Raw genomic sequence first — 23,099 nt, forward strand, 5'->3', positions numbered from 1 at the left:
TGCATGCAGTATAATTAGACTGATAATTTTGAACAGCCTTTTTAAGTAACAAAGTGTTAAATCTGCAAAATTTTTAAAAAGTTTTAGAGTGTGTTGGCTGGATTGTTTTTGTTATGGATGTTTATTTTTTGTTGCAAAATAATGTAGGCTTAACGCATACTAAAGTTGTTTTTTACCTATTTTATTAAAAAACAATTTCCATAATCGTAATAATAAAACTCGCGCTGTAAGTTTATTAACTATACTCATTTTAAATATATGAACTAAGAGCAGGAATTTGTTGATGCACTGCACTTTTTTAAAGTGCGTAGCAACATAAAAGTACCTAGATGCATGGTGAAGTATGAATACTGCAAAACTAAAACAATTGTTATCTCACCAGCAGGATATATTATCTAAAATCGCGTTAGGCATTGCCTTAGACGATATTTTACAAGATATTTGTTTAGCTATAGAGCAAGTTATTGAAGACAGCTCTGCAAGATGCTCAATACTGTCTTTAACAGGTAATCAGTTATTTCATCGCGCTGCCCCAAATATAGACGATGAATATTTAAAGGCAATTAATGGTGTGTTTATAGGCCCTAATGTAGGGTCTTGTGGCACCGCAGCCTATAAAAATGAGCGAGTTATTGCGCAAAATATTGACCTATCGCCCTTGTGGGAAGATTACAAAGATTTAGCGCACAGGTACGGTTTATATTCTTGTTGGTCAACCCCGGTTATTTCAACCACCAATGAAATATTAGGCACTTTTGCTATTTACCACGGCACCCCTAAAGCGCCTACACAGCAAGATTTAGAACTCATTGACTATTTTGTACACTTTTCTAGCATAGCACTTGAAAAAAGCGCAGAGTCGCTCAAAGCTAGGCAGCTAGTGGCAGACCTGCAAAAAAGTAATGAAAAATTTAAAGCATTTACGCAAGTGATGCCCGATCTTATTTTGATTTTGAACGAAGAGGGCGTCTATACCGATATTTACGGTACCTCGAGTGACTTATTACTTGAATCGCCCACCGATTTAATTGGTCAAAATGTGCAAGACTTGTTCCCAGAAAAAGATGCCGACATGATCATGGGGATTATTAAAAAAACCATTCGCACCAATGAAATGCAAATATTTGAGTACGATTTAGCCGTGCCCAAAGGCCACATAACCTTTGAAGGAAGAGCGGCTGCACTTACTAACTACCAGCCAGAAAAACCAGAACTTAAGCACGTAGTGTGGATGGCAAGAGATGTAACCCTTCGCAAAAAAGCCGAGCAAGAAGTTCAACGGCTTGCGTTTTTTGATCCACTAACAGGGCTCCCTAATAGACGAATGCTCAGCGACAGCCTAGCAAAGTGTGTGGAGCGTATTAAACGCACCAAAAAAACGGGCGCATTGCTGTTTTTAGATGTTGATAACTTTAAAAGAATAAACGATTCATTAGGCCACGGCGCCGGAGATCAAGTATTAATAGAATTAGCAAAACGCTTAGGTGGCGTAATACGATCATCTGATACTTTAGCTAGAGTGGGCGGTGATGAATTTATTATTTTACTCGAATACATTGGCGAGCATAATCACCAAGCCTGTATTGAATCTGAAATAGTCGCTAAAAAAGTACAAGGCGTGTTTAATGATAAGTTTGCAATAGGGGAGCTGGCATTTCAAGTTAGCTGCAGTATAGGTATTTGCTTAATTAACGAAGAGCACACAGCCACCGATAACATATTAAAATTTGCAGATACCGCCATGTACCGCTCTAAGGCAAAAGGCGGCAATAGCTGCAGCTTTTATGACCCTAAACTGCAAACTTTACTCGAAAACCAAGCCGAATTAGAAACGGATATTGTAAGAGCAATCGCAAATAACGAATTTTGTGCGTATTTTCAGCCGCAAATTAGTATGCAAGGAAAGATAGTAGGTGCAGAAGCCCTGATAAGGTGGATGCACCCTAATAAAGGGGTTATTGCGCCTAATCAGTTTATTCCTATTGCAGAGCAATATGGCCTGATTCAAAAACTGCAAAACATAGTGCTTCGCAATATATGCCGCCTTATTAATCAACTTAATGAAAAAAACATGATAGATGAGCACTTTAGCGTATCTATAAATATTAGTCATATACAGTTTAATTCTGCACAGCTTACCCGTGAGCTCTGCTCTACAATTAAAGAGTTCAACATAAAACCGCAGCATATTAAACTTGAGATCACCGAAACCATGCTATCGGGCGATATTGACAGCACAATAAAGCAAATGACGGAGCTACAAGAACAAGGTTTTGTGTTTTCTATAGACGACTTTGGTACAGGGTATTCCTGTTTAGCCCATTTAAATGCGTTCCCCGTGCAGGAAATAAAAATTGATAAAAGCTTTATCGATAAGATTTTAGATAAAGGCAAAGGCTTTAATATTGTTAATACGATTATAAGCCTGGGCAAAAGTTTAGACATTACCGTTGTTGCTGAAGGTGTAGAGCAAGAGGCGCAATTTGAGTTACTAAACTTGCTCAATGCAGATTGTATACAAGGCTATTTAGTCGCAAAACCTATGAATGCCAGTAACTATATTAAGTGGCATGCCCATCAATTAAAAAAGCAAAGCCTAAGTGCTTAGCAGGCTGTGCGTAGTTTTTGTAAATTAAGCTAACGTTTTAATAAAGCTATTTTTACCTTATTAAAACATTTTGTTTAAACAACACTAGGAACACGCGTATTAAGTATATATTATGAAGTCACTATAACGATTCAAAATAATAAAATGGACGACAAGAGATGCAGTTAGTCGAATTAACCCCTAAGGATCCTGATGTAGTTAATGTGTTTGCAGATATAGATAGACTGATAAACTCCTTATACCCCGTGGCTACAGCCCAATCTCTCAAATTAGAAGAATTAAGCAAAGACAACGTTTACGCAATTGGTTTAAAAAACGAAGATGGCATTATTGCCTGTGGCGCTATTGTTAAGCAAAATGACGGCGCGCTATATGGCGAAATAAGGCGTTTATACGTAAAACCAAGTTACCGTGGTAGAGGTTTTTCAAGACGCATAATGCAAAACCTACTGCATTACGCCGGCGAAACAAAAATTCCACTTATCCGATTAGAAACAGGCCCAAAGCAAACCGAATCAATTAGTTTATATGAAGATTTAGGTTTTGCGCGCTGTGCAAGCTTTGGCTCGTATCAAGATAACCCACAAAGTGTATTTATGGAGCTTGCCCTGAGCCCTGAGCCAGAATAAATAAGCTATTTACTCCTGTGTGCCTATAGCTGACTCTGTAGGCGCAAAAAATACTTCACTGTTTTTCACTGCTATCTTCGTATAAAATTCGCCACGTATATTTAATACCTGTGCACAGTAATACTTAATGATTTTAAGAGGCAAAACCTGGCTATAAACAAGCTTTTTTGCTTCAAAATAAATTACTTGATTAAGCAAACGGGTATAAACCTTTATTTAGCACTTCATAAGTGAGAATTTTATCTTTTTTAAAAGTAGCCCAAAACCAATGAGCGATTTAACAGTAGTAACCCACAGTGGTAATTTCCATGCCGATGACGTGTTTAGTATTGCGGTACTTAAGCATGTATTGCCTGCCTTTAACTTGGTACGAACCCGCGATAAAGCAGTAATAGAAAGTGCCGATATTGTTGTTGATGTAGGTGGCGAATACAACCCTGACACAGGACGCTTTGATCACCACCAACGCGGCGGCGCAGGCGAGCGCGAAAATGGCACGCCATACTCGTCATTTGGCTTAATTTGGAAAAAGTATGGTTTAGCGCTGTGTGATAATAACCAAGCGGTGGCTGATAGAGTTGACGCTGGTTTAGTCTCTACAATTGATGCCATAGATTGTGGCTACGTTAAAGGTGTGGTTGAGGGCATAACGCTTAGCCAAACGCTTTCTATGTTTAATCCAACATGGGAAGAGGAAGGCAACTTTGATGAATGCTTTGATGAAGCCGTTGAGTTTGCAGCGCGTCTATTAACCCGTTTTATTGCCTCAGCAAAAGGAAGCATTAACGCCAAAGATATTGTTGCAAAAGCAATAAAAGAGGCAAAAGATCCCCGCGTGATTATTTTAGAAAAATACACACCATGGAAAAAAACAGTACACCATTTATCAAGCGACGCTTTATTTATGGTTTACCCTTCGCAAAACGGCCAATGGATTATTCAAACTGTACCAGTAGAGCCCGGCTCGTTTGAAGACAGAAAGTCACTGCCTAAAGCGTGGGCTGGTTTATCTGATGAAGAGTTCCAAGCTGAAACAGGCTTAGACGACGCTGTATTTTGCCACAATGGTTTATTTATAGCCGGTACTAAATCGTTCGAAAGTACAATGAAGCTGGCCGACGTGGCCCTAGCTGAGTAATCTGTTTTACTTAAATATGGGTAAAAATTTCTTACCCAGAATTCGCACTATTTTAGCTAAGTAACTAGTTTGCAGTTACTTAGCTTTATTATGCTCTCGTTATTTAAATCACATCAGGTTTTATGTTTGAAGTAAAAACTATCGCGCTATTTATTATTACCGCACTGGCAGAAATTATTGGCTGTTACTTACCTTATCTTTGGCTTAAAGAAGATAAATCCATATTCCTTTTAATACCTGCAGCAATCAGTTTAGCACTATTCGCGTGGTTGCTAACGTTACACCCCGCAGCCGCTGGACGTGTGTATGCCGCGTATGGCGGTGTGTACATATGCGTGGCTTTACTGTGGTTATGGGCTGTTGATGGCGTAAAGCTTACAATGTGGGATGTAGTGGGCGGGGCGGTTGCCTTACTGGGCATGGCTATTATTATTTTTGCACCTAAAAGCGCTTAAAAAGTACGCCATATTAAAGGTAAAAAACGCCTTACATGCCACTGTTAACGCATATATCGCGCAATTAAATTGCCAACTACTTTTTTATAAGTAAGCGTTAAAGCTGGATTATCTATTAAGCTTGTTTGTACAACATGCCCAGTATATAAGCCATAAAACTCATACGCAAAAATGCTCGGCTCTTTGTCTTGGCAAAAGTAGCCTTGTGCTTGGCAGTTAACTGCAAGTTTAGTGAGGTAGTTAATCATTTTTAAGTGTTGGTCTTGCATAAACTGCCTTACCAAACAGTTGGGGCTTGCTTTAAACTCTACCGATGCTTTAATGAGCGGGCAACTTGCCTGCTTACCAGGCGATACCGTATCTAAAAAATTGAGCCACTCAAGCCAGCGTTGCTGAAAATTATTTAAATGAATTAACGCATCTTCATCAACAGATATATCAACAACCTGTTTTCTAAACTCTTCTTCGGTGTAGGCCAAAATAGCCACTTGCATATCTTCTTTATTGGCAAAGTGTGAGATCACCCCAGTACGCGACATGTTAGTCACTGCCGCTATTTTTCCTATCGACAAGCTATATAAACCATGTGCAGCCGCATAGGCCATTCCTTTGTGCAAAATATTGCGTTTTGTGCTCTCACTTTTTTCATCGTTAATCCATAAAGCGTGTTATTTGGTCGTACACGTATTGGCTTTTTAAAATGCGCACGTGTCCTAGCTCTTGTGTGGCCACAAGTGTTGCGGGTGTGTTCTCAGTTAATAATTTTATTGCCTCAAAGCTTGCTACTGAGTCATTTTTATCATGAATAAACAACATGTTTTCGTTAATTTTATTTTTTGAATGATCAGGGTGAAGGTTTTGCCAGCTAATACCATATTTGTCTGACACCCTATTAAGCATATTTTCTAGCATGAGCTCAGAAATACCCACTTGCCTGACCTTAGCAAACATGGCTTCAAATATTTGTGCAGGGGCAGAGATCATCACAATTTTTTTATTCTCTAAATAATGAGGCGCTAAGTTTAACAAAGCAACACCGCCCATAGAGTGTGTAACGACTCTATTAATTGTAATATTTTGCCCATTAAAGTACTCAAAAGCCGCTGTTAGGCCCTGCATATACCCGTATAAGTGCGAGGTATTGCCGTGCGAATAGCCATGGCCTATGTGATCAATTGAGTAAACATTAAAGCCTTTTTCAAGCAATTCATCTATTAAAGCAGTAAACCGATTAGTGCTATCGGCCCAGCCATGAGATAAAAATACCGTTTTAGTGTTTTCGGCTAGGCTAAAATAGTACAGGTTTACAGCGCCAAGCTCGGTAGTAAGTTTAATATTAATTGGCTGTATACTTGTTCTAAATTCGTATTGGCGTCGGCTATGCGGGTTACAAAATACCTTCATGGCAAGGCGGGCACTGAGTTTAGGAAATGTTTTGGTCAGACCAAAAGTGGCAGCCTTTGTTATTTTAGAAAATTTAGGTGGCTTGTTTTGATTAAAATAAATTTGTTTCATGTTTATACCAAATAAGTACAGTTGTTCTATTTTATCTTAAATAAGTACAGCTGTACTTATTTTTTTAGCCGCATAACCAGCTTGCTTTACTAAAGGCGGTTAGCTGTAAAAGCTAAGGTGTAGGTGTTTTTTCTCTCAACACTAAAAATCACTCGTTACGAGTAAAAATACTTGTTGGACTTAAAAGTCTATTTTTCTTTTAATGCGCGCAACTAGCCGAACCGGCATTCATTAAATACAAGAGAAAGATAAATGAAAGAGACAACATCACTAGAACAAGCTCGCACGAGTTACAATGTTCGTCATTGGAGCCAAGGTTTTTTTGGTATTAATGATCAAGGTGATGTGTATGTTGCCCCAAAGGCTCACGCCCCAGAGCAAACTATTGCACTTACAGATATTGCAAAACAACTTCAAGAAAAAGGCTTAAGCTTACCGGCTTTAGTGCGCTTTCCACAAATTTTACATCATCGTGTGCACAGTTTATGTGGCGCGTTTAATACCGCGATTGAAAACTATGGTTACCCAAAAGATTACCTATTAGTTTACCCAATTAAAGTAAACCAACAACGCGAAGTGGTTGAAGAAATAGTAGCAAGCCAAGCCGAATTAGAAAAAAAACAATTAGGCCTTGAGGCGGGCAGCAAACCAGAGCTATTAACTGTTTTGGCAATGGCAGAAAAAACCAGTGCAGTAATTGTATGTAATGGCTACAAAGACAAAGAGTATGTGCGCTTAGCACTGATTGGCGAAAAGCTAGGCCACAAAGTTTACATAGTGCTTGAAAAACTCTCTGAGCTCGACATGGTACTTAGCCAAGCAAAAGCGCTAAATGTTAAACCACGTATTGGTATTCGCGTTCGTTTAGCATCGCAAGGCAAAGGTAAGTGGCAAGCAAGTGGCGGTGAAAAATCTAAATTTGGTTTATCAGCGTCGCAAGTACTGCATGTAGTGAATCGTTTAAAAGAGGCTGGCCAACTTGATTTAATGCAACTTGTGCATTTTCACTTAGGCTCGCAAATGGCAAACATTCGTGATGTGCGTTTAGGTGTGAGCGAAGCCGCGCGTTTTTACTGTGAACTACGCAAATTAGGTGCAAGCATTGAGTGCTTAGATGTAGGGGGCGGTTTAGCTATTGATTACGATGGTACCCGCAGCCAATCGCATAACTCAATGAACTACAGCTTAGCTGAGTATGCAAATAATATTGTGTACACCATAGGTGATACATGTAAGCAATACGCGCAGCCCATGCCGACGATTATTTCTGAGTCGGGACGTGCACTAACGGCGCACCATGCAGTACTTATATCAAACGTGATAGGCACTGAAAGCTACGTACCAGAACAGCTAAAAGCGCCAGCAGCAGATGCACCGCTTTTATTAAATAATATGTGGGCATCTTTTGTGCAGTTAACCGATTTAACGGATGACCGCGCACTGATTGAAATTTACCACGACAGCCAAGGGGATTTAGCAGAGGCGCATAACCAGTTTGCACTTGGGCTTTTAGATTTAACGCAGCGTGCGTGGGCAGAGCAAGTTAACTTACGTATTTGTTATGAGCTTAACAAACACATGGATAACAAAAACCGTTTCCATCGCCCGATTATTGACGAGTTGAACGCACGTTTAGCCGATAAGTTTTTTGTAAACTTTTCGCTTTTTCAATCGCTTCCTGATGCGTGGGGGATTGATCAAGTGTTTCCGGTATTGCCATTAAGTGGCTTAACCGAAGCTCCAAAAAAACGCGCTGTATTACTTGATATAACCTGTGATTCAGACGGCGCACTTGAGCACTATGTTGATGGCCAAGGCATTGAAAGCACATTACCCGTGCCTGAGTACAGTGCTGATAAACCTTACTTAATGGGCTTTTTCTTAGTGGGTGCGTACCAAGAAATTTTAGGTGATATGCACAATTTATTTGGCGATACGCACAGCGCTATTATCAATATGGATGAGCAAGGCGTTGCCAGTATTAGTGAGATAAACCAAGGCGATACCGTAGCCGATATGATGCGCTATGTACATTTAGATGTTGAGAGTTTTCAACACTCGTACGCGCAGTTAGTGTCTGCAAAAATAGATAAAAATGAACAGCAAAGCGTTTTAGACGAGTTGCAAAGCGGCCTTAATGGCTACACTTATTTAGAAGAGTTATAAGCAATGTCTAGCTTGTTTGGTCATGTTGACCACTCATTGTATTCAAACGGGATGACGTTTTTACGTCGTCCTATGGTGCAAAACATTAATGCCATTGATGCAGATGTCGTTGTACTAGGCTTACCCTTTGATTTAGCAACATCGGGCCGCCCCGGTGCACGCTTAGGGCCCGATGCCATTCGCCGTGCGTCGGTACATTTAGCCTGGGAAGACACTAAATACCCGTGGACATTTCCTTTGTTTGAGCGTTTAACGGTTGCTGATGCGGGGGACTTTACTTATCCGGTAGGCGATCCTGAGTATTTTACGGCACAGCTAGAAATGGCTGCAGAACAAATACTTCGCCAAGGGGCAACGCTGTTAGGCCTTGGTGGCGATCACTTTGTAACGCTTCCGCTATTGCGCGCGCATGCAAAGATACATGGCAAAATGGCACTGGTTCATTTTGATGCGCACACTGATACATACAGCAATGGCTCGCGCTTTGATCACGGCACTATGTTTTATCATGCACCCATGGAAGGGCTGATTGATGTAGAGCACAGTATCCAAATTGGTATTCGCACCGACTTTGACCAATCAAAGCATGAGTTTGCAGTGATTGATGCAATGCAAGCTAATGATTTGCACGCTAATGAAATAGCAGCGCAAATACGTGAGCGAGTAGGCGACTTACCCGTTTACTTAACGTTTGATATAGATTGTTTAGACCCAGCATTTGCGCCAGGTACAGGCACACCTGTATGCGGTGGTTTAACATCAGATAAAGTGCTTAAAATACTGCGCGCACTAAAAGGCATAAATATGGTGGGTATGGATGTGGTAGAAGTATCACCTTCGTACGACCAAAGTGAGCTTACCGCGATTGCTGCAGCAACAATTGCCAGTGAATTATTGCACCTGTGGACACATAAAAATAAGTATTAACGCTATAAGTTAAGCACTACAAAAAAGGTATGCGCAGGCATACCTTTTTTATTTTAAAGATACCGATTATTTAGTAATTTCTTTTAACCAAATAAAACTTAACCCAATAAGCGGCAGGTTAGTGGTTACTGGGTTAAATGCTTCAATGAGTAATGGTGGCTGCATTACTACAACCGCTAAAATATTTAAAATAACGATGTGCTTATTTTTATAAAACACTAATAAGCACACTCCAAATATAATTTCGCCAATACCCGCAGAACGTGTAATTAAGTCAGACACTTCTGCTGAAAAACCCGCACTACCAGTCATTAGTTTTTCAAGCGGGGCAATATGATAAAGCTTTGGAAAAAAGCCGTGGTATATCCAACTCAGCCCCACAATATAGCGAGCAATTTGTATATAACCGGGGTTATTTCCTCGCATTGTCTATTCGCTCTTGTGCACTTGGGTGGCTAGATAAATATTCGAGTAAATTATTTACCTTTTCAAGGTGTTCGTTTTCGCTGGTGTGCGCACCTTGTAATGCTTCAATGGCGTCGGCAAAGTCGTTGCTTGAATACCCTAAATGTTCAAGTTGAATGAGCGCATAGTTATCTGCCTCGCGCTCCATATCACGAGAAAACCCTTGCTGTGCAAAAGATGCCCCCGTACCAAGTACCACTTCTGCTATGCCTTCTAAATCACCAAATATAACCGCAAGTACAATGGTACTGGCTGCCGATTGCGCGGTCATGCGTACGCTATGCTGGTGGACTACGTGGCCAATTTCGTGAAGTAATACGGCTTTTAGTGCGTTGGGTTTATCGGCTAATAAATTTGCTAACTCATCGGTTACGACAATACGCCCGTGGGGCATTGCAAACGCATTCGCTCCAAAGGCCTCTGATTTATAAAACGATAACCTATAAACCGATGGCTCAAGCGAGAGCGCATTAAGCATGGTATTAAAATGTTGTTGTACTTTAGTTTGTTGCTCATTAGGCAGCTCACTGTCATCAAGCGCGAGCTTTTCAATTAGGGTAAAGCTTTGTTCACCCATTTGCTCTACTACACTGCGCGGCAGGGTATCAACACTATAAACAGCAATAGCGGGCACAACTTTATAAAGCATTAGCCACATAAAAAGCGGTGTAAAAATAATGGCCGCGATAATAGCCCATTTACTTTTTTCAAGGCGCTCTAGTAGGTCATGCTTATTTGCTTTAAAAGGCCAGCGATAATTTACATCAGTAGGAATAAAGCGGCTGCCATCATTAAAATTTAGTTCATCAGCAAGCCCAGCTAGACCAGAAGTGAGTGTTATATCGCTTATTGCATGGCTTGAAATAAGCTGGTCATCGTAGCTAATCTCAACACAGGTGTCGCTAATGTTAGCGACACCTTGCTGGTAATTGCTTGATGCTTTGGGGAAGTAATGTCCCTGTACGTGCATAATAAGCTCTTAGGTTAGCGATAGGTCAATATCAAATACATTGGCTGCTTCTTCAGCAAACGATGACTGCTCTTGTTGCGCGGTATCCACTAAATTTAGCGCACTAGGGTAAATATTAACGGTTGTAACCTCGGCAAGCATTCTCGATGTACGCACTTTGGTCCACGGGTAGGCAAGCCCTAAAGAAAACACAATGGCCAGCATATTGGTTAATAGTAATATGGCAAAAGGAATAGGCTTAAGCTCTGATTTAAATGATGCTACGTCTTCAAATTGACTGTTATCAAAAATATGGTTACGAATAGCCGCAGCCCACACAGCGGTTACTATCGCAATCATAAATACGTAAGCAATCATTAATCCACCAAACATAATGCCCATTTTGGCTGGATCTTGTGCAGCTTGTTGGTTTTCTACATTCATTAAATCAAGCCCAAATAAGCCTAATACAGCCATAAATATCACCATAGTGATAGAGCTCACCACAAAGCAAATAAGGGCGGTTAAGTAGTAGGTTTCACCTTTAAGGTTTACGGTTAATGGCGTGTCACCGTAGCTAATATTGCTATGTATGTACGTGTCGATACGTTTTAAAACATACGGCATTAATAAATAAAGGGTAAAAATACTGGCAATAGGTAAAAGAATAAAGTTAATGAAGGCTTCGCCGTAATCGCCTTTAAATGCAAAGCGTACATTTCGATGACGGGTCATACGCATATTAAAGCGCAGGCCTTGGTTAATAATCCACGGCATTAAAAAAATAAAAGCAACCGCAAATAGTAAGCCTACAAGAGGAAAAAAGCTGCTACCAAAGGAGTAAATTAAAAATACAATAACCGCTAAAATACGGCCTTTTAAAATTTGCATCGGGGTGGCTAAGTAGTCAAAGCTGTGTCCGTCAATGCGGGTGTGGCCATAAAAATATCGCATTGTGCGTACTTTTGCCCAAGCCGAGTAAATACCTAAAGTAAGTACGCTCAGTAAAATATTGACTATCCAAATACCAAAAAACTCACCGCCTTTACCGCTAAACTGTACTTTACCGCTAAAAATAGGGGCAGCAGGTTCATTTACTGCAGGGGTGGTTTCTGGGGGAGTAGGGTGTATTGATTCCATTAAAATTATATCCATGTTGTTTTTTTGTTAATTTACCTAAATTTGGTGCAAAGCTCAATCTTTAAAAGCCTTACAGCCTATAATGGCGCTGCTTTTAATATATGTGGTGCTGCACTTTAAATCATCTCTGGTATACTAGGGCGATAATTTTATGGGGCTGTTATGATTTCAAAAAACCAACTCAAGCTTATTCGCCAACTTGGCCAAAAAAAGTACCGAAAGCAATATAATCAATACCTTGTACAAGGTGAAAAAAACGTACTTGAGTTGTTAAACGGCCCATTAAAGGCGGTTGATATATTTGCAACACAGGCGTTTATAAATACTCACCAAAACCAGTTTCCACATGTAGATTTTACGCCAGCAGAAGAAGAGTCGCTGACTAAAGTCAGTACCTTAGTGAGTAATAACGCGGCCATTGCAGTGGTTGATATGCCAAAGGCTGATTTACCTAATAATACCGGCTTAATATTGGCGCTTGATGGGGTTTCTGATCCGGGGAATTTAGGCACTATTATCAGAGTTGCTGATTGGTATGGCATTAAACATATAGTAACAAGTACCGACAGCGCCGATGCTTACAACCCTAAAACAATTAGCGCTACCATGGGTTCGTTTGTCAGAGTATCGGTAAGCCAAGTAGAGCTACCTGAATACTTACAAACATTAAATATGCCTATTTATGGGGCATTTTTAGATGGGCAAAGCGTACATACAACGGACCTTAGCGCAAAGGGTGTATTGCTTATGGGCAGTGAGTCGCATGGCATACGCGAGCAGTGTGCAAAATTAGTAAGCGACAAAATAACCATACCGGCTTTTGGTGAGGCAGAGTCACTTAATGTAGCAATGGCCACAGGTATTATTTTAGATAACTTTAAACGCCAAGCTTAACTTTTTAACTGTTTATGAGTTAAATTGTTTGTAAGTAATAACAATAATAATCGGTAATAACAATAAGATGCGCTTAAGCACTATTAAATTAGCGGGCTTTAAATCGTTTGTAGAGCCCACTAAAATTCCATTCCCTGATCAAATGACGTGTGTTGTTGGGCCTAACGGCTGCGGCAAATCAAACGTAATTGACGCTGTGCGATGGGTGCTTGGTGAAAGCTCAGCTAAAAACTTACGTGGCGATGCCATGACCGATGTTATTTTTAATGGCTCAACTAATCGTAAACCTATCTCGCAAGCCTCAGTAGAGCTTATTTTTGATAATACCCAAGGTGATTTACCTAATACATTTGCCCACAGAAACCAAATAGCGATTAAGCGTTTAGTAACACGCGATGGCCAATCGCTGTACTTTTTAAATGGGAGCAAATGTCGTAAGCGCGATATTACCGATATATTTTTAGGCACCGGGCTTGGCCCGCGTAGTTACGCAATTATAGAGCAAGGGATGATCTCGCGTTTAATCGAGAGCAAACCTCAAGAGCTGCGCGTATTTTTAGAAGAAGCCGCGGGCGTGTCTAAATACAAAGAACGCCGCCGCGAAACGCAAACCCGAATTAAAAGTACCCGCGAAAACCTTGAGCGTTTACTTGATGTGCGCAAAGAGTTACAAGCGCAACTAGATAAACTGGCTGTGCAGTCGGTTGATGCGAAAAAATACCGAGATTTAAAAGCGCAAGAGCGTACCTTAAAAGGCCAAGTGGCTGTATTAAAATGGCAAAAGCTGCATCAACAACAGCTTGAAAAAAGTGAGCAAATTAAAAAGCTTAATGAGCAAATCGCCTTTTTTAAAACGGCCCACTCAGGCCACGACGATGTGCTTGCAAGCCTAGAGGCTCAAGTAAATGCAGAGCAAGATGCGCTTAACGATGCGCAGCATCAGCAACACGTTACCCACACAGAGTTGACCCGCGCCGAACAACAACACATTAATATTAAACAGCAAACGCAAACACTTAAACAAAGTGTGGCTAAGCTTGAGCAGAGAAAGCTGCAAAGTGAAGCGCTAAAAACACAGCAGCAAAATGTGTGTGAGCAGTTAGCAGTGAGCCACCAAGAGATAAGCGAGTACAGTTTAGAGTGCAGCGAACAAGTTGAAGAGCTTACCCTTACACTTGCAGATTTAGCTGATGAAAAAAATAAGCACACAGCCGTGTGGCAAAGCCTTAATCAACAACAGCACGCGCTTAATAATAAAGTACAGGCGCAGCAAAGTAGTGTTAAGCAAACAGAGCAAGCCGTAACCCATGTAAACACACAGCTAAGCCAACTAAATAACCAAATTGATGATATTAAAAGTAGCCAATTAGAGCAGCAACTAGCCGAGCAACAAAAATACAAACAAACCCTTACTCAAGAGCTTGCCAGTAAGCAAACGGCGCAAACACACTGCACCGCAGCGCTTAAAGAGCAAACCGATTTAGTAAATGACGCTGAGCAACAGCATCAGCAAAGCTTACAGCACGTTAATGAACTAAAAGCTCGCATTGCTGGGCTTAAAAGCAGTTTAGGGATTGAAGATGACAATAAGCAGCACACTTTATTTAATCAATTACAGGTAAAACCAGGGTTTGAACATATAGTTGAACAGGCACTGCAAACGCTTGAGCACCTAAACGTAGCTGATGTGCAAAGCAACAATAGTGTGTGGCCGCATAAAAGTGAAATACCAGTCAATAGCGTTGCGGCGTTAATTACTGAGGGTGTTTATCCCGATTTATTGACCCGTATTGCGTACAGCGAAAACGCTGAACTCGCTGCGTTAAATGATACGTTTTATATTGCGGTTATGGATAAAAGCGGTGCTTTACATGCTCGAAACTGGCACCGTAGCGCAGACAAAAACGCCGAAAACTCACAACTTTTAAAACACACACAGTTAAAGCAAAAAACAGCGAGCTTAGTAGAGGCCGAAAATACCCTCGCACGGGATTTTGAGAATCTTAATGCGCTAAAAACACAGCAGCAAAAGCTGAGTGATGAGTTAGCAGTACTTAAAAATGCAATTCATCAATTAGCACAAAACATTGCCGTGGCCACTACGCGCAGCGACATGTTAAAAGAGCAAGTAGCACAATTTTTACAGCAACTAGAAAAGTACCAGCAACAAAAGCGTGCATTAACCACTGAGCAATCACAATTATTAAAAACGCTCGATGAACACAACAGTGCGCTTGAAGTGTTACAGCAACAGCAACATAACTTAGCTGACGAACTGGCAAGCGCCGACGCTGCTTGCACACGCAGTAATACTGCATACAGCCAAGCTGCAGCTACACTTGAGCAATATAAAACACAAGCGCATCAGGCCACGTTAAAAGAGCAAAAAGCACACAGTGAGTGGCAGCTTAGTCAAACAAAGCTTAATCATGCTGAGCAAGAGCTCATGAGTGCGCAAGAAGAAGCGCAAGAGCTGCAAGCGCAAATGGAAGCGTTGCTAATACCCGAGCAAGAGCTCACTGAGCAAATAGCACAGCTTTTAATAAAACATCAGCAGGGCGAAGCTAGCTTGGTTGCGTTACAAAAAAAGCTTAACGAGGCAAAGCAAACACTTATAAGTAAACAAGCCAGCCTTAAGCACTCTCAAGGTGAGCTGACAGGTTTGCAAGAACAACATCAAAAGCTAAGCATTGAAGAGCAAAGCCTAATTATAAAAGCGCAGGCAGCACTTGAGCCGCTTGAAGAATTAAAGCAAAGTTTAAAAAGTGTTTTAGATACACTACCTGATTCACTGAGTTTAAATGCAGCGCAAAATCAGATCAGTGGGCTTGTGCATCAATTAGATAAGCTAGGTCCAGTTAATTTAGCCGCAATAGATGAGTTTGAAAAAGCTAAAGAGCGCAGTGATTATCTGAATAATCAACTTGAGGATTTAACCAAAGCGCTAAATACGCTTGAAGGGGCGATTCGTAAAATTGACAGCGAAACCAAAACACGCTTTAAAGCTACCTTCGATCAAGTGAACAACGACTTTGCCGAGCTATTTCCAAAAGTATTTGGTGGTGGTAGCGCGTATTTAGAATTAACCAGTGACGATTTACTCGAAAGTGGTGTTAGTATAATGGCACAGCCACCAGGTAAGAAAAATTCGACAATTCATCTGTTAAGTGGTGGAGAAAAAGCGCTGAGCGCATTATCATTGGTGTTTTCTATATTCAGGCTCAATCCAGCTCCATTCTGTATGCTGGATGAAGTAGATGCGCCGCTTGATGATGCTAACGTGGTACGTTTTTGCCGTTTGGTTGAAGAAATGTCACAATCGGTGCAGTTTATTTATATTAGTCATAATAAAATTGCGATGGAAATGGCAGGGCGTTTAACTGGCGTTACCATGGCAGAGCCAGGCGTATCACGCATGGTAGCAGTAGATATAGAACAAGCAGTGCAACTTGCACATACATAACAGTTTATTTAAGCGTATTAGTGTTAATTAATACACGGGTTTAGGCATAACAAATAATAAAAGGTGAGGGGATGGCCGAAGAACTAAGATTGGTTTTAATTGTGATCAGTGTACTTGTCATAGGTGGCTTATTAGTACATGGTTTATGGTCAGTTAGAAAAAAAGACAGCCCAGAGGTAGCGCCTTCAGAGCGGGTTGAACCAATGCAAGATACACCTTCGCATACACCAGTTGAACCTAAAGAGCCGGTTGTTGCCCAGCGAGATGAGCCGCAATTTGGTGAGCTAAACTTTGATGCAAACGAGCCGCAAATAGATACTAGCGTGGCGCAAACACCCATTGAAGACGACCTGCAAGTAGTTCAAGAGCCAGAGCTAGAACCAGAGCCAGAGAGCGAAAAAGAAGCGCCAGCAGATGTGTCTGACTTTGTTATTGTGCATATTCAAATGCCTGAGGGACTAAGCATGCAAGGCAGTAAGTTATTGCCTGCAGTAAATACCTTAGGATTTAAATATTCAGAAGAAGGCTTTTTTAATCGCCACATAGACCCTGCAGGGCAAGGTCCAGTGTTATTTAGATTAGTAAATATGTATAACCCAGGTACGTTTGATATTGATAATATGGAACAGTTTAGCACCGCAGGGGTTAGCTTATTTATGACTTTACCTTGTGAAGGCGACGGGCTAGCTGCTTTTAATATGTTACATAGCGCAGCTAAGAAAATTGCCGATGAATTTGGTGCACAAATTTTAGATGCCGAGCGTGAAGAAATGACCGTTGAGCGCGTTCGTCAATATGTTGAGCAGGTTCGTGCATTTTCTGCGTAATTTATACGCACACATTATTTTTATTAAGCCACTTACCTAAAAGTGGCTTTTTTTATGTTTTTTGAGGTTTAAATGTCTAGCAGCATTAGTGAGCAAATTAATCATCTTCGTAGTACGTTAGAGCAACACAACTACAATTATTATGTCCTTGATACACCCAGTATTCCTGATGCAGAATACGATAGACTATTGCGCGAGTTAAGCGCCCTTGAAAGAGAAAACCCAGAATTTTTAACGCCAGACTCACCCACTCAAAAGGTAGGAGGCGCTGCGCTGAGTAAATTTGAACAAGTTGCTCACCAAGTGCCTATGCTATCGCTTGATAACGCCTTTAGTGAAGAAGAATTTAGCGCCTTTAACCGCCGTATTAAAGAGCGTTTAATGAGCCAAGATGAGCTCACTTTTTGTTGTGAGCCTAAGTTAGATGGCTTGGCTGTGTCGATTATTTACCGTGACGGCGTGCTTGTGCAGGCCGCAACTCGTGGCGATGGTTTTACTGGCGAGAATATTACACAAAATGTAAAAACAATCCGTAACGTGCCCCTTAAGCTGCGTGGCGATTACCCCGCAGAGCTTGAAGTACGTGGCGAAGTATTTATGGATAGCGCTGGGTTTGAAAAACTAAACAGCGAAGCCGAAAAACGTGGCGAAAAAGTATTTGTAAATCCTCGAAATGCAGCCGCAGGTAGCCTACGCCAACTTGATTCAAAAATCACCGCTAAGCGCCCGCTAATGTTTTATGCGTATAGCACTGGGCTGGTGGCCGATGGCACAATCCCTGAGGATCACTACCAACAATTGGCAAAATTAACCGATTGGGGTTTACCGCTGTGCCCAGAAACAAAGTTAGTTGAAGGTACGCAAGCGGCTTTAGATTACTACAGTGATATTTTAACGCGCAGAAGCGAGCTTAAATATGAAATTGATGGCGTAGTAATTAAAATAAACCAAAAAGCCTTACAAGAGCGTTTAGGGTTTGTTGCACGTGCACCGCGCTGGGCAATTGCTTATAAGTTTCCTGCGCAAGAAGAAATAACCCAGTTACTTGATGTAGAATTTCAGGTTGGTCGCACAGGCGCAATAACGCCGGTAGCGCGTTTAGAGCCTGTATTTGTAGGCGGTGTTACGGTATCAAACGCAACGCTGCACAATGGCGATGAAATAGCCCGTTTAGGCGTAAAGGTAGGCGATACAGTAATTATACGCCGCGCCGGCGATGTTATTCCGCAAATTACACAAGTAGTACTTGAGCGCCGCCCAGATGATGCACGCGACATTGTATTTCCTGCCAGTTGCCCCATTTGTGACTCACACGTTGAAAAAGTAGAAGGCGAGGCCGTGGCTCGTTGTACCGGTGGCTTAGTGTGCCAAGCTCAGCGTAAACAAGCGATAAAGCATTTCGCATCACGCAAAGCGCTTGATATAGATGGCTTAGGCGACAAAATAGTTGATCAGCTGGTTGATAGAGAGTTGGTAAAAACCCCCGCAGATTTATTTATATTAAAACAAGGTCACTTTGAGTCACTTGAGCGTATGGGTCCTAAGTCGGCTAAAAACTTAGTCGATGCGCTTGAAGCTGCAAAGACAACTACGCTTGCAAAGTTTTTATATTCGCTGGGTATTCGTGAGGTTGGCGAGGCCACAGCGCAAAACTTAGCAAATCATTTTTTAACACTTGAAAAGGTAACCCAAGCCAGTATTGAAAGCCTTACACAAGTGAGCGATGTAGGGGTTATTGTAGCAACTCATGTTCGTGGCTTTTTTGATGAGCAACATAATGTAGATGTAGTTAATGCTTTAATTGAACAAGGCATTAATTGGCCAGCGCTAACGCCGCCTTCAGAGGATGAGCAACCCTTAGCTGGGCTAACCTATGTATTAACTGGCACTCTTAATACTTTAAACCGAAGCGATGCTAAAGCACGCTTACAACAGTTAGGTGCAAAAGTAGCCGGTAGTGTGTCGGCTAAAACAGATGCATTGGTGGCGGGCGAAAAAGCCGGCTCTAAATTAACTAAAGCACAAGATTTAGGCATAGACATACTTAGCGAAGATGACTTAATTGCACTGTTTGATAAGTACAATGCTTAGGGTAGTAAAATGAGCCGATATGGACCCGAGTACTGGGATAAATACGGAAGCTACCGTACGCCGATTGCATTTCATCTAAGTTTATTGGTGTTACTACGTGCGTATTTTATTTGGGTTATAGCGGCGCTGAGTCGTCGCCCTGAGCTTGATTTAATGTCGCTATTTTTTAAATCTAAAAACGATTTTTTTATCGCAATTTCGATTGGCGCTATTGCGATAGTGCCCACTTTTTTATTTTGCTTAAGACGACCGCGCGACTCTCATCAACAAAGTGCGCGTTTAGCGATGGTGTGGCGCTACATGCGCTGGCCGTTACTTGTGTGTGCAATAACCGACTTAAGCTGGTTAACAATACAAGCTGCACATAGTCATTACAGGTTTTCATTATTTTTAGCTGTGCAAATGGTGATTGTGTTTTGGGTAATGTGGTACTTGGCAAAGAGTCGTTATTTGCAGGTGTTTTTTAACGATTGGCCAGAGCCTACCGAAAAAGCAGATGATAAAAACGCTAAATAAAAGGGAGCTAAATGGATAACATTAATAAAAAAATTGCCATTGTAGTGCTTGGTATTGGCATTATTTTAGGCGCTTTGGTGTTGTTTACATCGCTAACTGATCATATTTGGTTTTCTGCCGTAATAGGATTATGGTTATTTGTGTTTTGTTCGTGTTGTTACAGGCTGACACCCGCCTTTAAAAAGCGCAATACGCTTGATAATTTTATTCAGCGCGATGCACAGCACTTAATGTTATTTAGCTTGGCAGGTTTCTTTGATAAAAAATTTGGCCCGCAATGGCTTGTTATTGGCAACATTGAACATATAGAAAGTAAGAACGATGAGCTTATTATTCATAGCAATAACGAGCGACAATTTAGTGTAAGTTTACCCGCACAAAAAAATGACATAGACGCCTACATGAAGCGCATACTTTCAGATCACGAAAAGCAAACTATTCGCTTTAGTTAGGGGCTGTTGAACTTTGCGGATTAAAGTTTGTTCAAACTAGGGGCTATTTAATCGCGGCGCGAAGTTTGTAACCTAGTGGGCTAAGTAAAAGCTGAGCAAAGCTTCCGCGTCCTGCTCACGCCCTTTACCTACATCCATGTAGGCAACAAAGAGTAAATAGCCCCTAGGAAGAACCCGTTGGGCAGCGCCTGTTTGGCATTAATGCTACGTTATCGCCCAATTATGGGGAATAACCACACTGCATAGGCTCTGCCTTGCCTAAATACCAAACAGACTGCTGCAAATTTAACCTTAAAAGATCAACAGACCCTAATCACTTATTAATACCGAAGGAGGCTATTATGCTTACTTGGAATGATGTTATAAATTTTGCCAATAATGGCAATCCTACGCCACGCGAAAAGGTTGTAAAAACAGACGCGCAATGGCAGGCAATGCTAAGTGATGAGCAATACTATGTGACACGTAAAAAGGGCACAGAACGCCCTCACAGCTCACAAAGTTGCACATTACTAGAACCGGGTAAATACGCGTGTGTATGCTGCGATAATTTACTTTTTGATGCCGATGAAAAGTTTGATAGCGGCACAGGTTGGCCATCATTCACGCAGCCTGCAACTGTCGATGCAATTGGTTATGTGAACGATTTAAGCCATGGTATGCAGCGCGTTGAAGTGGTGTGTAATGTGTGTGATGCACACTTAGGGCATATTTTTCCTGATGGGCCAGCACCGTCGGGTTTGCGCTATTGTGTAAATGCCGCTGCAATGAAAAAGCTTTAATTATATAGTTAGCTTTCAATCAAGATAAACAGCTATTTCTAGCCGCTAGTTAGCGCTAGGGGGATTGAATATCGAGTTTCATTTCTTTTGCCATATGCAAAATTTTATCTAATCGCTGCGACTGATCTGGCTGCAGTGTAGAGTTACTCAAAAGGGCGTAACACTTTTTAGCAATAACCAAGTTAAAAGTGCCGCCTTTTTGTTTTGTCGAATCAAACAAACACTGTAATAAATTAAGCGCAATGCTTGGGTTACGCGGCATTACTCTAAATGCTTGCGTAAACGCCTCTAACGCCGTATTTAATTGCCCTCTATTAAATTGAGTTACTGCATGGTTGTTAAGCTCTTTAGGGCCCATTTTAATGTCACGACGCTCACTTTGCTGCTGTTGAATGTAACGCAGGTAAGTTGTATCACTCATATTGGGGTGGCGCTCACAATGGCTAATTATTTGGCTAAATAATGTTTGTGCTTTTTGATGAAAACCCAGCTCGTGAAACGCTTTTGCTTTATCAAGCGCCCCATCTACAGAGCGTATTAATGTATCGTCATCGTCGAGTTGCTCTATCAAGCGCTTGGCTTTTTGGTGCTCGTCTTTTAAATAGTGCAAACGCGCATTAAGTACATCAATTTGAGATTGGTTTGCGTTGTTAGGAAACTGCTTTTTTAAATCATTTATGTATTTATTAGTTTGACGCGAAATACGTTGTATTTGGTCTGTTTGATCTGTGGTTAAAGCAAAGTCTATACCGGCACGGGCAGCATTGAGATAGATGTCGGGGCTGTCATGAATAGAATGACGCGCATAGCTGGCTATGTCTTTTTGGGTTAAATAGCTTTTTTCGTAATCGTGGTTTATTAACGAAACATTGCTTAACGACTTTTGTCTTTGGATGTTACGTGGCGCAATATTGACTGCTTGGCTTAAAAAATCTTGCGCCAATTCAAATTGGTTTAGTTTTATTTCTAATCGGCCGAGTAAATCCAGTGCAACTAAACGTGTTTCATGGCGTTCAAGCATGGTTTTTAACATGCGCTGAGCAAGAATATGCTCATTATTAGCAATCAGCGCTTCTACTAAACCAACTTTGGCCCAGGCAAATTTTTGTATGTCTAGCACCGAGGTAAAAAAGTCTTTAGCTTCTTCACTGCGGTTTAGCCTAAGCAATGCATCTCCTTTTAAGCGAAGGAGGATAGGGCTGTATATATTGTTTTTTTTATTTAAAGTGGCATCGATTACTTTTATTGCTTTAGAGTCGTTGCCATCATCTACTAAGGTATAAATGCTCTGTAGCTCATTTTTACGTTTTAGAATACGCTCAATCCGCGTTTTTAACTCTTGTACCGTAAATGGCTTTACCAAAAAGTCGTCGGGTTGAAGCTCTAAAACGCTATGCACTAGCGCACCGCTGGTTTCTGCAGAAATAAAAATAAACGCAGTGGAGTTTTTTATCAGTTGCTTAACACGGAGTTCTTCGTAGAGTTGGTAGCCGTCTTGGTGTTTGCTTAAATTAAACGAACATACAATTAAATCAAATTGCTCAGCCAAACATTGCTCTTTTGCTGCAATTGCATGATCGGCAAAGTGCAACTGCCGAAAGCCAAGCCTTTCTAGCGACTGTTTCATATAGCTTTGAGCGAGGGGCTGCTCTTCCACTATCAGTATTTTGGCTTTGGCGTAGATCTTAGTTGGCATTGGCTTACATGTTGTTTAATTTATCACAGACTATAATCAACAGTTTAGCTGCTTACAAGGGAATTTAACTATTAGCCGAGGTTATTAGAAGATTAAGTTATTTTCATACGTTTAGATGGCTTCATATTATCCTGTCTTAGCGATTTAGAACGATTGCTTAATTAATAGGTAAAAAGCAGCCCAAGTAAGCGATTAATTATATGTTTGCTTATGGCGCAGTTTATAACCCATATAGAACTCTACATGTTACAGATTAATCGTTTTGCAAAAGACAAATTAAGAGTGATATTTATGGAATTTTTTAACTTAGGTATTTTGAAGTGTTTACATGTGGTGAGTGACTACTTGGCTTGATACCGGTGACACTCGCCATTATTTGTAAAGGG

19 protein-coding genes are annotated in these 23,099 nt (G+C 41.0%); 13 read left to right on the forward strand and 6 right to left on the reverse strand.

The window, feature by feature from the left end:
- The first annotated feature begins 343 nt into the window (after window positions 1-343).
- The 4 genes from CWB60_RS13715 (at window position 344) to CWB60_RS13730 (ending at window position 4,830) form a co-directional block, all read left to right on the forward strand.
- Window positions 344-2,608 carry a sensor domain-containing phosphodiesterase gene (locus CWB60_RS13715; RefSeq protein ID WP_138579191.1) on the forward strand — a complete coding sequence of 755 codons (2,265 nt, stop codon included), beginning with the start codon at window positions 344-346 and terminating at the stop codon, window positions 2,606-2,608.
- A 158-nt stretch (window positions 2,609-2,766) separates the two neighbouring features.
- Complete coding sequence (locus tag CWB60_RS13720; RefSeq protein WP_004588851.1) at window positions 2,767-3,237, forward strand: GNAT family N-acetyltransferase; 471 nt, start codon at window positions 2,767-2,769, stop codon at window positions 3,235-3,237.
- A 268-nt stretch (window positions 3,238-3,505) separates the two neighbouring features.
- The gene (locus tag CWB60_RS13725; RefSeq protein WP_138579189.1) at window positions 3,506-4,375 is read left to right on the forward strand and encodes an MYG1 family protein; all 870 of its coding nucleotides are present in this window, start codon (window positions 3,506-3,508) and stop codon (window positions 4,373-4,375) included.
- 122 nt (window positions 4,376-4,497) lie between these two features.
- The gene (locus CWB60_RS13730) at window positions 4,498-4,830 is read left to right on the forward strand and encodes a YnfA family protein (protein ID WP_029772735.1); all 333 of its coding nucleotides are present in this window, start codon (window positions 4,498-4,500) and stop codon (window positions 4,828-4,830) included.
- 44 nt (window positions 4,831-4,874) lie between these two features.
- On the opposite strand, the gene CWB60_RS13735 is transcribed toward CWB60_RS13730, so the two are convergent.
- The gene (locus tag CWB60_RS13735; protein ID WP_138628011.1) at window positions 4,875-5,447 is read right to left on the reverse strand and encodes a TetR/AcrR family transcriptional regulator; all 573 of its coding nucleotides are present in this window, start codon (window positions 5,445-5,447) and stop codon (window positions 4,875-4,877) included.
- 34 nt (window positions 5,448-5,481) lie between these two features.
- Complete coding sequence (locus CWB60_RS13740; protein WP_138579185.1) at window positions 5,482-6,345, reverse strand: alpha/beta hydrolase; 864 nt, start codon at window positions 6,343-6,345, stop codon at window positions 5,482-5,484.
- 252 nt (window positions 6,346-6,597) lie between these two features.
- On the opposite strand from CWB60_RS13740, the gene speA reads away from it, so the two are divergent.
- Window positions 6,598-8,511 (forward strand): biosynthetic arginine decarboxylase, encoded by a 1,914-nt coding sequence (gene speA, locus CWB60_RS13745; RefSeq protein WP_138579183.1) that lies wholly within the window; start codon window positions 6,598-6,600, stop codon window positions 8,509-8,511.
- A 3-nt stretch (window positions 8,512-8,514) separates the two neighbouring features.
- Window positions 8,515-9,438 (forward strand): agmatinase, encoded by a 924-nt coding sequence (gene speB / locus CWB60_RS13750; protein WP_029772730.1) that lies wholly within the window; start codon window positions 8,515-8,517, stop codon window positions 9,436-9,438.
- Window positions 9,439-9,504: 66 nt separating this feature from the next.
- On the opposite strand, the gene CWB60_RS13755 is transcribed toward speB, so the two are convergent.
- The 3 genes from CWB60_RS13755 to CWB60_RS13765 are packed head-to-tail and all read right to left on the reverse strand — an operon-like array spanning window position 9,505 to window position 11,992.
- Window positions 9,505-9,864, reverse strand: a complete 360-nt coding sequence (locus CWB60_RS13755) for a DoxX-like family protein (RefSeq protein WP_249318408.1) — start codon at window positions 9,862-9,864, stop codon at window positions 9,505-9,507.
- Window positions 9,851-10,873 carry a M48 family metallopeptidase gene (locus tag CWB60_RS13760; RefSeq protein ID WP_064384876.1) on the reverse strand — a complete coding sequence of 341 codons (1,023 nt, stop codon included), beginning with the start codon at window positions 10,871-10,873 and terminating at the stop codon, window positions 9,851-9,853. The genes CWB60_RS13755 and CWB60_RS13760 overlap by 14 nt, the downstream gene beginning before the upstream one ends.
- Window positions 10,874-10,882: 9 nt before the next feature.
- Window positions 10,883-11,992, reverse strand: coding sequence for a YjgN family protein (locus CWB60_RS13765; protein ID WP_024034168.1), 1,110 nt, complete (start codon window positions 11,990-11,992; stop codon window positions 10,883-10,885).
- Window positions 11,993-12,154: 162 nt separating this feature from the next.
- Here CWB60_RS13765 and CWB60_RS13770 point away from each other — a divergent pair, with 162 nt between their 5' ends.
- From CWB60_RS13770 to msrB, 7 genes are all read left to right on the forward strand, one after another.
- A complete protein-coding gene (locus tag CWB60_RS13770; protein WP_138579181.1) occupies window positions 12,155-12,886 on the forward strand; it encodes an RNA methyltransferase in 732 nt (243 codons plus the stop codon).
- Window positions 12,887-12,953: 67 nt separating this feature from the next.
- Complete coding sequence (locus tag CWB60_RS13775) at window positions 12,954-16,349, forward strand: chromosome segregation SMC family protein (protein WP_138579179.1); 3,396 nt, start codon at window positions 12,954-12,956, stop codon at window positions 16,347-16,349.
- A gap of 71 nt (window positions 16,350-16,420) precedes the next feature.
- Window positions 16,421-17,176 carry a cell division protein ZipA gene (zipA, locus tag CWB60_RS13780; protein ID WP_004588864.1) on the forward strand — a complete coding sequence of 252 codons (756 nt, stop codon included), beginning with the start codon at window positions 16,421-16,423 and terminating at the stop codon, window positions 17,174-17,176.
- A gap of 72 nt (window positions 17,177-17,248) precedes the next feature.
- Complete coding sequence (ligA, locus tag CWB60_RS13785; RefSeq protein ID WP_138579177.1) at window positions 17,249-19,267, forward strand: NAD-dependent DNA ligase LigA; 2,019 nt, start codon at window positions 17,249-17,251, stop codon at window positions 19,265-19,267.
- Window positions 19,268-19,276: 9 nt separating this feature from the next.
- Window positions 19,277-19,783 (forward strand): DUF2919 domain-containing protein, encoded by a 507-nt coding sequence (locus tag CWB60_RS13790; RefSeq protein WP_004588866.1) that lies wholly within the window; start codon window positions 19,277-19,279, stop codon window positions 19,781-19,783.
- A gap of 11 nt (window positions 19,784-19,794) precedes the next feature.
- Complete coding sequence (locus CWB60_RS13795; RefSeq protein ID WP_024034163.1) at window positions 19,795-20,235, forward strand: hypothetical protein; 441 nt, start codon at window positions 19,795-19,797, stop codon at window positions 20,233-20,235.
- 341 nt (window positions 20,236-20,576) lie between these two features.
- On the forward strand, window positions 20,577-21,017 hold the full coding sequence (gene msrB, locus CWB60_RS13800; RefSeq protein ID WP_004588868.1) for a peptide-methionine (R)-S-oxide reductase MsrB: 441 nt from the start codon (window positions 20,577-20,579) through the stop codon (window positions 21,015-21,017).
- A 55-nt stretch (window positions 21,018-21,072) separates the two neighbouring features.
- On the opposite strand, the gene CWB60_RS13805 is transcribed toward msrB, so the two are convergent.
- Complete coding sequence (locus CWB60_RS13805; RefSeq protein WP_138579175.1) at window positions 21,073-22,713, reverse strand: response regulator; 1,641 nt, start codon at window positions 22,711-22,713, stop codon at window positions 21,073-21,075.
- Window positions 22,714-23,099: the final 386 nt, after the last annotated feature.

This window comes from Pseudoalteromonas sp. S327, assembly GCF_005886415.1.
Taxonomy (GTDB): domain Bacteria; phylum Pseudomonadota; class Gammaproteobacteria; order Enterobacterales; family Alteromonadaceae; genus Pseudoalteromonas; species Pseudoalteromonas atlantica.

Coding starts and splice junctions, on each gene's coding strand:
- CWB60_RS13730 (WP_029772735.1), top strand. CDS start 4,498: ATGTTTGAAGTAAAAACTATCGCGCTATTTATTATTACCGCACTGGCA.
- CWB60_RS13720 (WP_004588851.1), top strand. CDS start 2,767: ATGCAGTTAGTCGAATTAACCCCTAAGGATCCTGATGTAGTTAATGTG.
- CWB60_RS13790 (WP_004588866.1), top strand. CDS start 19,277: ATGAGCCGATATGGACCCGAGTACTGGGATAAATACGGAAGCTACCGT.
- CWB60_RS13760 (WP_064384876.1), bottom strand. CDS start 10,873: ATGCACGTACAGGGACATTACTTCCCCAAAGCATCAAGCAATTACCAG.
- speB (WP_029772730.1), top strand. CDS start 8,515: ATGTCTAGCTTGTTTGGTCATGTTGACCACTCATTGTATTCAAACGGG.
- speA (WP_138579183.1), top strand. CDS start 6,598: ATGAAAGAGACAACATCACTAGAACAAGCTCGCACGAGTTACAATGTT.
- zipA (WP_004588864.1), top strand. CDS start 16,421: ATGGCCGAAGAACTAAGATTGGTTTTAATTGTGATCAGTGTACTTGTC.
- CWB60_RS13775 (WP_138579179.1), top strand. CDS start 12,954: ATGCGCTTAAGCACTATTAAATTAGCGGGCTTTAAATCGTTTGTAGAG.
- CWB60_RS13805 (WP_138579175.1), bottom strand. CDS start 22,713: ATGCCAACTAAGATCTACGCCAAAGCCAAAATACTGATAGTGGAAGAG.
- msrB (WP_004588868.1), top strand. CDS start 20,577: ATGCTTACTTGGAATGATGTTATAAATTTTGCCAATAATGGCAATCCT.
- CWB60_RS13725 (WP_138579189.1), top strand. CDS start 3,506: ATGAGCGATTTAACAGTAGTAACCCACAGTGGTAATTTCCATGCCGAT.
- ligA (WP_138579177.1), top strand. CDS start 17,249: ATGTCTAGCAGCATTAGTGAGCAAATTAATCATCTTCGTAGTACGTTA.
- CWB60_RS13795 (WP_024034163.1), top strand. CDS start 19,795: ATGGATAACATTAATAAAAAAATTGCCATTGTAGTGCTTGGTATTGGC.
- CWB60_RS13715 (WP_138579191.1), top strand. CDS start 344: ATGAATACTGCAAAACTAAAACAATTGTTATCTCACCAGCAGGATATA.
- CWB60_RS13770 (WP_138579181.1), top strand. CDS start 12,155: ATGATTTCAAAAAACCAACTCAAGCTTATTCGCCAACTTGGCCAAAAA.
- CWB60_RS13755 (WP_249318408.1), bottom strand. CDS start 9,864: ATGCGAGGAAATAACCCCGGTTATATACAAATTGCTCGCTATATTGTG.
- CWB60_RS13765 (WP_024034168.1), bottom strand. CDS start 11,992: ATGGAATCAATACACCCTACTCCCCCAGAAACCACCCCTGCAGTAAAT.
- CWB60_RS13740 (WP_138579185.1), bottom strand. CDS start 6,345: ATGAAACAAATTTATTTTAATCAAAACAAGCCACCTAAATTTTCTAAA.